Source organism: Arthrobacter sp. 2YAF22_2 (assembly GCF_052114645.1).
In the GTDB taxonomy this organism is placed as follows: domain Bacteria; phylum Actinomycetota; class Actinomycetes; order Actinomycetales; family Micrococcaceae; genus Arthrobacter.
The window spans coordinates 1-9,297 of sequence record NZ_JBFRFD010000082.1 but is presented as its reverse complement, the minus strand read 5'-3'; the positions used below and the strand labels follow the sequence as shown (position 1 = coordinate 9,297).

The following is a 9,297-nucleotide window of genomic DNA, read 5'->3' as shown; positions in this document are numbered from 1 at the left end:
TTCCTTGACTCGGTCAGTCTGGCGCTGGACGATGTGCGACGGGGTGACCTTGTCGGCCACGGCGTCGACGTTGGTGCCGAGCCGGGCGCGGGTTGCTTCAATGTCGGCGCGGATGGCATCCGGGTTTTCACTCATTGTGTATTCCTCGCTCTAGTGGCTGGGCTTGAGGGTCGGGGGGATTTCCTGGATCGTCGCCGCGGTCTGGGGCAGGCCCTTAATCGCTTTGAGTTCCTTGCGGCCCATCGAGGCCAAAACGGCGCCGATGATGCCCCAGATGACGGCGACGATGACGCCGGACCATCCGAGTCCCATCAGCGTTCCCAGCCCCCACCAAAGCGCGAGGGAGAGGAACAGCAGGACGAAGTGGCCCGCGACGCCGGCGCCGGCCAGCATGCCGCTGCCCTTGCCGGCACGGCTGGTGGTCTGCTTCAGCTCGGCCTTGGCGAGTTCCACTTCCTGACGCATCAGGGTGGACATGTCCCTCGTAACGTCGCCGAGCAGGTCGCCCAGGGAGCTGGTTTCGGCCTTCACATGGGCCTCAGTGGGAGGCATCGGGGCGCCCGTGGGCATCTCGCTGCTCATCGACGGCCTCCGTTCAACGGATCCTCACGGTCGGGGTCGACTGCCGGATCGAGGCGGTACGGATCCGCGGCCAGTGGGTCGTCGGCCCACCGGTCGGCCTGCGTTCCGGATCCCTCAAGCGGGTTCGGCGGGTAGGTCTCGACGCCCGGTGTGGCGGGGTAGGTGTCTGCGAAGCCGGCCGTCGTCGTTTCCGGGTAGGTGACCGGCGGCGGCGGAACCGCGACGCCGGCGTCGGGCACCCGGGTGACCGGCGCGTTGTACTGTGCCGCGGTGCCGGTGGATGCAGTGCCGCTGGAGGCCGTATCCGGGGCGCCGGCGCTCAGGCTCCGGCTGAGGCGTCCGGCGAGGATGCCGGCGCCGGCGGCTGCCAGCAGGAACGTGCCGGGGCGCTGGCGGGCGAACGACTTAACCTCGTTGAGCAGCGAACCCGGGTCCCGGTTGTCGAGCCAGGTGGCAACAGACTGGGAGCGCTCGGCGGCCTGGCGGATCAGGTCCGTCGCAACACCGGGCTGGTCCGAGGCGTCTGCCATCGAGTGGAGTTCGCTGGAGATGGAGTGCAGGCCCTGGGCGGCCTTCTGCTGCTGGGTGCCGGCCTGCGCGGTAAGGTCCGTCCGCGCCTGGGCGAGGAGGTCCTTGGCATTGCTCTTCACTTCGCCGGCCACGTTTGCCGCTTCGTCCTTGGCAGTCTGGGCGACGTTCTGGGCCGAGTCTGCAGCCTGCCGGGTCACTTCACCGGCCTCCCCCTTCGCGGCGTCGGTCTTCGAGGACGTCTCGGTCGTGGACGTGCCGGAGTAAGCGGGCGGGAACGTTGAGCTCGGCCGCAATTCAGGCTCGCCCTCTACCAGTCCGGGGGTACCGTAGGTGCTGTCCTGGGGCCATTGGTTCTCTGTCATCGTCGCTCTCTTTCCTTGTAGATCTGGCGCCGGCTGGGTGCTGCGACGCCGAACTCGAATAGTAAGCATGATTACTAATTCATAGTAAGCACGCTGACTATTCGATTACAAGCAGATTCGGAAAATCTCCCGTCCCGACAGCCAGCTAGGGTTGAACCATGGGTGAATCGGTGGACGGCTGATGGCGAAGCGGGGCAGGGCTGCCGGCCGGAATACCGGGACCTCGAGCCCGGGAGTGGTGGAAGTGCCGAAGGGCACTCGCCCGGACGGTCCAGTGGCGGGCGTCTATTACATCGACACCGGTGACTGCGAGCTGATCCCGGACCAGGACAATTCAACGGGCTGGCTGCTTCGGATCAACGGCGTCATGAGTTCCCACATCGACCTGGTTGACCCGCTGTTCCTCGACTTCGAGTACATGCGCTGGATCGCCGCCCTGGTGGAGTCGCGCTGGCCGCCGGCGGACCGGCCGAAGCTGCGCGCCCTGCACCTCGGCGGGGGAGCATGCTCACTGGCGCGCTACTTCCACGCGGCCTACCCGGATGCCCGCCAAGTGGTGGTGGAGCTGGACGGCAAACTCGCCGAGTACGTCCGCGGCTGGTTCGACCTGCCCAAGGCGCCGCTGCTGCGGCTCCGAGTGGGCGAAGCCCGGGAAGTGACGGAGAGCCTCACGCCGCAGACGAGGGACCTGGTCATCCGTGACGTGTTCGCGGGCGCCGTCACCCCGCGGCCGCTCACCACCAAGGAGTTCACCGAGCAGGCCAAGCGCGTCCTGGCGCCCGGCGGTGTCTACCTGGTGAACTCCGGCGACGCTCCCGCCCTGACCAACGCCCGGGAGGATGCGTCCACCATCGCGGCGGCCTTCGAGCACACGGTGATCATTGCGGACCCGGCCATGCTCAAGGGCCGGCGTTACGGCAACATGATCATTGCGGGCAGCGACCTGCCGTTCGCCGACGACCCCGGCCTCGCGCGGCGCCTGCTGGGCGGCGCGGTGCCGGCCCAGATCTGGGACGACGCCCGGGTGCGGGCCTTCGCCGCCGGCGCGGCTGTCCGCCACGACCCGGCATCGCCGTCGACTGCTCCCGCGCCGGAAGCCGGGCTCCCGCCGTCGTCGACTGTTCCGTAACGGCCCTTCTGCGGCCCCTAAACGGCGTTTACGGAGCAGCCGCTGTGCCTCCGCGGCCCAGGAGCGCCTCGCGGTGCGCGGTCGTCTGCCGGCGCAGGGCATGGGCGACGGCGGCCACGGCGGGCCGGCGCAAGGAATCTGGCCGGAGCACCATCCAGTAGGGGAGCAGCTCCGCGAACTGGTCCGGCAGCAACCTGACCAGGTCCGGGTGCAGGTCGGCGGCGAAGCACGGCAGGAAGCCGATTCCCGCCCCGGCCCGCGTCGCCTCCACGTGGACGAAGACGTTGGTGGAGCTCAGCCCGTCCCGCATGGCCGGAACCAGCCGGCGCGGTGCGTCCAGGTCATCCACCTGGAGCATCGAGTCCACAAAGTAGACCAGCGGGTGCTCCTTCAGTTCGTCCACCGAGGTCGGCGTCCCGTACTCGGCTAGATAGTCCCGGGACGCGTACATGCCCAGCATGTACTCGCCGAGCCTCGCCGCCTCCGCGCGGTGCACCTGCGGCTCGCCGACGACCACCTCGATGTCCAACCCGGAGCGCTGTTGGAGCGCGCGGCGGGTCACGGTGATGATCTCCACGCTGAGCCCCGGGTGGCGGCGGCGCAGCTTGGCCACCGCGGGTGCGGCGATGTAGGCGCTGAAACCGTCCGTGGCCGTCATGCGCACGACGCCGGTGACCGGGTCGGGCGCCTTGCCTGGCTGTTCGAGCGAACGCACTGCCCCTTCCACCTGCTCGGCGACGGCGACCGCCGCGGCGCCGAGCTCGGTCAGTTCCCAGCCGCCGGAGGCCCGGGACAGGACGCGGCCGCCGAGGGCCTTCTCCAGTGCCGAGATCCGGCGCGAAACCGTGGTGTGGTTCAGGCCCAGAACCTGGGCCGCCGTTGTAAACCGGGCCGAGCGCGAGACCGCCAGCAGCACCAGGAGGTCGTCGGGATTTGCATTCATATCTGCAATTCTGCACACATGTGGTGCCGGTTTGCCCATTGAACCGCAGGGACTGTGCGGCGATACTCAATGAAGCCCATTTTTAGTGCCGCGCGTCACAGTCGTGGACCGGGTCGACACCGATCGTGTTGGCTTGGCAGCATCCACCACTGAAGCGCGTGAACCTGAGGGCCGCGAATCTCTGAATTGGAAGGCTTGGGAATGGAAAATACGCTCAACGGCCGCAAGGCACTGGTCACCGGCGGCGCCGGCGGGATCGGCGCAGCCTGCGTCCGGGCCCTGGCCGCCAGGGGCGCAAAGGTGGTGGTTGCCGACGTCGACGAAGCCGCCGCCACCGCCCTCGCCGACGAGGTCGGGGGAACCGCCTGGACGGTCAACCTGCTCGACGTCGAAGCGCTGCAGACGCTCAGCCTGGATTGCGACATCCTGGTCAACAACGCCGGAATTCAGCGGATCAGCCCGATAGAGGAGTTCGATCCGGCCGATTTCCGCCGCATCATCACCCTCATGCTGGAGGCACCATTCCTGCTGATCCGGGCCGCGCTGCCGCACATGTATGCCGGCGGATTCGGCCGGATCATCAACCTCTCCTCGGTCCACGGGCTCCGGGCCTCGCCGTTCAAGAGCGCCTACGTCTCGGCTAAGCACGGCCTGGAAGGGCTCAGCAAGGTGACGGCACTGGAGGGCGGCGCGCACGGGGTGACGTCGAACTGCGTCAACCCGGGATATGTCCGGACGCCGCTGGTCGAGTCGCAGATCGCGGACCAGGCCAAGGTGCACGGCATTCCGGAGTCCGAGGTGTTGGCCAAGATCATGCTCACCGAGGCGGCTGTGAAGCGGCTCGTCGAACCCGAAGAGGTGGCCTCGCTGGTGGCATGGTTGGCCTCGAACGACGCCGGCATGGTCACCGGCGCCAGCTACACCATGGATGGCGGCTGGTCCGCCAGGTAGGGAGCCCGGGGGTACTCGCCCCTCCGCGGGACGCTGCTGCCGAGGTGAGACTTTGTGCCCAGTTTCTGAGACCGGAGCACCAAGTCTCACCTCAGCGCGGCGGGCTTCCCGCCGCCGCTCAGGTCAGCGGCGGAGCCCCGGCGGTCCGGCCCTAGCGGCAGACTCCCCAGCAGAGGTGCCGGTGGGTCCGGTAACGTCGTACAACCACGGTAAGGTCCGGCGTCGTGAGTAACACGAGTAACAGCTACCCCTTTAGTGCCGCCAATCACTGGGGCCGCAGGCTCGGACTACTTACCTGCGGGTAGGCCCGGCCTGCCGGCGGAGGTTCCGCCCGTGGAGCGCGACCGCCAATACAATCAGCGGGACATGGATGGCCGGGAGATTGTGCGCAAACCACTTCGGCAGGTAGATGTCCGTCACGGATCCGTCGGTTTCGCCCAGGTTCCTGGCTACCGCCGTCAGCGGGCAGTGGAAGCCGTTGGCCGCAAAGATCGCAGTTTCGGTGCCGACCACGGCAGCTGCCAGCGCGGCTTTCCGGTCCGAGCGGCCGCGGAAGCCGGCGTAGAGGACGTAGACCATCGCTCCCTCGATGGTGAACCAGGCGAAAGTGTGGACCGCTTTTACGGCCTTCAGCCCGGCGTTGCGGCACCGCCGGCCCCGATCTTCCGCGTCCTTCGCCGCGGCTGCGGCCGTGCCCGCAATCAACCAGCGCACGCTGGACCTCCTGGCATTCCGACGGGTCTGAACAGCGAAGCACCACTACCGGGCACCGCCTAGGGGCGGAGGTCCCGCGCTCGGGGCAGCGCCGGACCGCGGGTGCCGGCGGCCCGCCGCGCGAACGTCCGGTATCCCAGACGCTGTGCCGGTCAGGCACTTCCCGGTTCCAGGCGGCCGGGTGCATGCTGGAGTACGGGATCCCGGACACCCCGGCGCGCCGCCCGGGGCGCCGCCGCCGCGCCGCTGCCCCGACGCCGCCCGACATCGAAGAGGAACCCATGCCAACCGCCAGCACCAACTCCTCGCCGGCCAGGCCGGCGTCCAAGGTTCCGGCCGCCGAGAACACCCTGCGGATCCTGAAGCTGCTGGCCTCCAAGCGCGGCCCGATGGCGGCGTCGAACATTGCCACGGCTCTCGACCTGCCGCGTTCCACCGTCTACCACCTGCTCGGGGTGATGGAAGCGAACGGGTTTGTCCTCCATTTGCACGAGGAACAGCGCTATGGCCTCGGCATCAGCGCCTTCGAACTGAGTTCGGCTTATTCGCGGCAAGAGCCGCTGTCCCGGCTCGGCCGGCCGTTGCTGGCCTCGCTCGTGGACGCGATCGGCGAGAGCGCACACCTGGCCGTGTTGCATGGGCGGGACGTGCTGTACATCGTGGAGGAGCGGGCCAAGAACCGTCCGTCGCTGGTGACCGACGTCGGGGTCAGGCTGCCCAGCCACCTCACCGCCAGCGGCCGAGCCATCCTGGCGGCGCTGCCCAAGTCGCAGGTCCGCGCGCTGTACCCGACTGCCGCCGCGTTCACCGCCCGGCATGAGATGGAAGGCGCCATCATGAAGTACTCCGCGCTGTCCTCGCACCTGGACCAGGTGAGGCAGCGCGGCTACGCCACCGAACACGGCGAGGTGACGCCCGGCTTCGGCTCGATCGCGGCGGCCGTCACTGACCATGCGGGCTGGCCGACGGCCGCCGTCGCCGTGACGTTCCTGGAGGACAAACTGCCTGCGGAACAGTGGCCGGTCCTGGCCGCGCGGGTCAAGAAAACCGCCGACGATCTCTCGGTCCGGATCCATGGCCGCCCGGCCCCAACTAGCTCGCAGTAAGTGCCGTTTTGGGCGCCCAAAGCGACAAGTAATGCGAGTCAGTTGGGTCTGGCATCCCGGACAGCGACCGCGGAGACCCCCTGTTTCAGGCACACCCCACGCGCTTTAGTTAAGACAGAACCGCTTCCCCGGACCGTCCAGACAACTAGGAGTCTCCATGGCACCCGCCGATTTCACCACCGGTGCCCGCCCGGTCAAAGCAACCCGCGGCACCGAGCTCACCGCCAAGAGCTGGCAGACGGAAGCCCCGCTGCGCATGCTCATGAACAACCTCGACCCCGAGGTCGCCGAGCGCCCCGATGACCTGGTGGTCTACGGCGGCACCGGGCGCGCCGTCAGGTCCTGGGCCGCGTTCGACGCGATTACCCGCACCCTCGAAACTCTGGAGAAGGACGAGACCCTGCTGGTCCAGTCCGGCAAGCCGGTCGGCGTCTTCCGCACCAACGAATGGGCGCCCCGGGTACTGCTGGCCAACTCCAACCTGGTGGGCGACTGGGCGAACTGGCCCGAATTCCGCCGACTCGAGGCCGAGGGCCTGATGATGTACGGCCAGATGACCGCCGGCTCCTGGATCTACATCGGCACCCAGGGCATCCTGCAGGGCACCTTCGAGACCTTCGCCGCGATCGCGCGCAAGCTCACCGGGGATGAGAACGGCACCCTGGCCGGCACCCTGACCCTCACCGGCGGCTGCGGCGGCATGGGCGGCGCCCAGCCGCTCGCCGTCACCCTGAATGACGGCGCCTGCCTGATTGTCGACGTCGACGAAAGCCACCTGCGCCGCCGGGCCGGCAAGCGCTACCTCGACGAGGTAGAGACGGACCTCGACGCCGCAATCGCCAAGGTGCTCAAAGCCAAGGAAGAGCGCCGCGGCTGGTCCGTGGGCTACGTGGGCAACGCCGCCGCCGTCTTCCTCGAGATCCTGCGCCGCCACAACGCCGGCGAACTCACGGTCGACATCGTCACCGACCAGACCTCCGCCCATGACCCCCTCAGCTACCTTCCCGAGGGCATCACGGTGGCAGACTGGCACCGCGAGGCCGCGGCCGACCCGGAAGGCTTCACCAAAAAGGCGCAGGCCTCGATGGCCAGGCACGTGGCAGCCATGGTCGAGTTCCAGGACGCCGGCGCCGAAGTCTTCGACTACGGCAACTCCATCCGCGACGAGGCCCGCAAGGGCGGTTACAACCGCGCGTTCGAGTTCCCCGGCTTCGTCCCGGCTTACATCCGACCGCTGTTCTGCGAGGGCCTCGGCCCGTTCCGCTGGGTGGCGCTCTCCGGTGACCCCGAGGACATCGCGGTCACGGACAAGGCCATCAAAGAGCTCTTCCCGGAGAACAAGCACCTGCACCGCTGGCTCGACGCCGCCGCCGAGCGAGTCGACTTCGAGGGGCTGCCGGCCCGGATCTGCTGGCTCGGCTACGGCGACCGCGCCAAGGCAGGCCTGCTGTTCAACCGGCTGGTGGCGGAAGGCAAGGTCAAGGCACCCATTGTGATCGGTCGTGACCACCTCGACTCCGGCTCCGTCGCCTCCCCGTACCGCGAAACGGAAGCCATGGCCGACGGCTCCGACGCCGTCGCCGACTGGCCGCTGCTCAACGCCCTGCTCAACACCGCCTCCGGCGCCACCTGGGTCTCCATCCACCACGGCGGCGGCGTCGGCATCGGCCGCTCCATCCACGCGGGCCAGGTCTCCGTCGCCGACGGCACCGACCTCGCAGCCCAGAAGCTCGAACGCCTCCTCACCAACGACCCCGGCATGGGCGTCATCCGCCACGCCGACGCCGGCTACGACCGCGCCGTCGAGGTCGCCAACGAACGCGGCGTCCGCATCCCGATGCTCCCCACGGACTCCCTCACCTCGCAAGCTCGGCCAGGGAACCCTGTCCGCGTGGCCCCAGAGTCCCGCTAACCAAGCCCGCAAATCCTCGTCGATTGCTCCGTAAACGCCGTTTTGAGCCTCCAAAAGGGCCGTTACGGAGCAATCGACGATAACGAAGTAGGAATCATGACCATCACCACGCACTCACCCCTCACCGTCACCCTCGGCTCCAGCGGCGTCACCCCCGAGGACGTTGTCGCCGTCGCCCGCCACGACGCCCAGGTGACCGTTGCCCAGGACGCCCTCGACGCCGTCGCCAAGGTCCGCGCCCACATCGACGACCTCGCGCACAGCGAGACCCCGGCCTACGGCATCTCCACCGGCTTCGGCGCCCTGGCCAACCGGCACATCCCGGCAGAGTTGCGCACCCAGCTGCAGAAGTCCCTGATCCGCAGCCACGCCGCCGGCATGGGCCCGGCCGTGGAGCGCGAAGTGGTCCGCGCCATCATGTTCCTGCGCGCCAAAACCCTCGCGTCCGGCCGCACCGGCGTCCGCCCCGTGGTGCTGCAGACCATGGTGGATGTCCTCAACGCCGGCATCACGCCGGTGGTCCGCGAATTCGGCTCCCTCGGCTGCTCCGGCGACCTCGCCCCGCTGTCGCACTGTGCCCTTGTGCTGATGGGCGAAGGCGAGGCCGAGGGACCCGACGGCGTGCGGTACGGCGGCCGCGGGGAACCCGCCGTCGCCGAGCTCCTCGCCGAACACGGGATCGAACCCGTCACGCTCGCGGAGAAGGAGGGCCTGGCCCTGGTCAACGGCACCGAGGGCATGCTCGGCATGCTGCTGATGGCCATCGCGGACCTCCGCCAGCTGCTGACGACGGCGGACATCACCGCCGCGCTCAGCGTTGAGGCGCTGCTCGGCACGGACCAGGTGTTCCTGCCCGAGTTGCACGCGGCGCTCCGCCCGCACCCGGGCCAGGCCGCCGCCGCGGACAACATGCTCCGGGTGCTCTCCAACTCGGCGATCGTGGCCTCGCACCGGATCAACGACACCAAGGTCCAGGACGCCTACTCGCTGCGCTGCGCACCCCAGGTGGCCGGCGCCATCCGGGACACCGTGGACCACGCCGCCCTGGTCGCCTCCCGCGAACTGGC

General features: G+C 68.8%; 10 protein-coding genes. 5 read left to right on the top strand and 5 right to left on the bottom strand.

Translation table 11 applies throughout. The features are described from left to right. The 3 genes from AB4Y86_RS05380 to AB4Y86_RS05370 form a co-directional block, all read right to left on the bottom strand. A partial coding sequence (locus AB4Y86_RS05380) for a DUF3618 domain-containing protein (RefSeq protein WP_441400776.1) occupies window positions 1-135 on the bottom strand: 135 nt, incomplete at its 3' end. Window positions 136-150: 15 nt separating this feature from the next. Continuing rightward, window positions 151-582 (bottom strand): phage holin family protein, encoded by a 432-nt coding sequence (locus AB4Y86_RS05375; protein WP_441400772.1) that lies wholly within the window; start codon window positions 580-582, stop codon window positions 151-153. Then, the gene (locus tag AB4Y86_RS05370) at window positions 579-1,475 is read right to left on the bottom strand and encodes a hypothetical protein (RefSeq protein WP_441400770.1); all 897 of its coding nucleotides are present in this window, start codon (window positions 1,473-1,475) and stop codon (window positions 579-581) included. Before AB4Y86_RS05370 ends, AB4Y86_RS05375 begins: the two co-directional genes overlap by 4 nt. Before the next feature lie 181 nt (window positions 1,476-1,656). On the opposite strand from AB4Y86_RS05370, the gene AB4Y86_RS05365 reads away from it, so the two are divergent. Further along, window positions 1,657-2,604, top strand: coding sequence for a spermidine synthase (locus tag AB4Y86_RS05365; RefSeq protein ID WP_441400768.1), 948 nt, complete (start codon window positions 1,657-1,659; stop codon window positions 2,602-2,604). 28 nt (window positions 2,605-2,632) lie between these two features. Here the strand turns inward: AB4Y86_RS05365 and AB4Y86_RS05360 are convergent, their stop codons facing one another. After that, complete coding sequence (locus tag AB4Y86_RS05360) at window positions 2,633-3,547, bottom strand: LysR family transcriptional regulator (RefSeq protein ID WP_441400766.1); 915 nt, start codon at window positions 3,545-3,547, stop codon at window positions 2,633-2,635. Window positions 3,548-3,748: 201 nt separating this feature from the next. Between AB4Y86_RS05360 and AB4Y86_RS05355 the strand changes: the two genes are divergently transcribed. Further along, window positions 3,749-4,498: a 3-hydroxybutyrate dehydrogenase gene (locus tag AB4Y86_RS05355; RefSeq protein WP_441400764.1), complete on the top strand. Its 750-nt coding sequence runs from the start codon at window positions 3,749-3,751 to the stop codon at window positions 4,496-4,498. A 291-nt stretch (window positions 4,499-4,789) separates the two neighbouring features. Here AB4Y86_RS05355 and AB4Y86_RS05350 read toward each other — a convergent pair whose 3' ends face one another. Beyond that, window positions 4,790-5,212, bottom strand: coding sequence for a hypothetical protein (locus AB4Y86_RS05350; protein WP_441400762.1), 423 nt, complete (start codon window positions 5,210-5,212; stop codon window positions 4,790-4,792). 281 nt (window positions 5,213-5,493) lie between these two features. On the opposite strand from AB4Y86_RS05350, the gene AB4Y86_RS05345 reads away from it, so the two are divergent. The 3 genes from AB4Y86_RS05345 to AB4Y86_RS05335 all read left to right on the top strand — a co-directional run. After that, on the top strand, window positions 5,494-6,318 hold the full coding sequence (locus tag AB4Y86_RS05345; RefSeq protein WP_441400774.1) for an IclR family transcriptional regulator: 825 nt from the start codon (window positions 5,494-5,496) through the stop codon (window positions 6,316-6,318). A 157-nt stretch (window positions 6,319-6,475) separates the two neighbouring features. Continuing rightward, window positions 6,476-8,230 (top strand): urocanate hydratase, encoded by a 1,755-nt coding sequence (locus AB4Y86_RS05340; RefSeq protein ID WP_441400761.1) that lies wholly within the window; start codon window positions 6,476-6,478, stop codon window positions 8,228-8,230. 96 nt (window positions 8,231-8,326) lie between these two features. Further along, window positions 8,327-9,297, top strand: a 971-nt coding sequence (locus AB4Y86_RS05335; RefSeq protein WP_441400759.1) for an aromatic amino acid lyase, incomplete at its 3' end; no start/stop codon positions are given.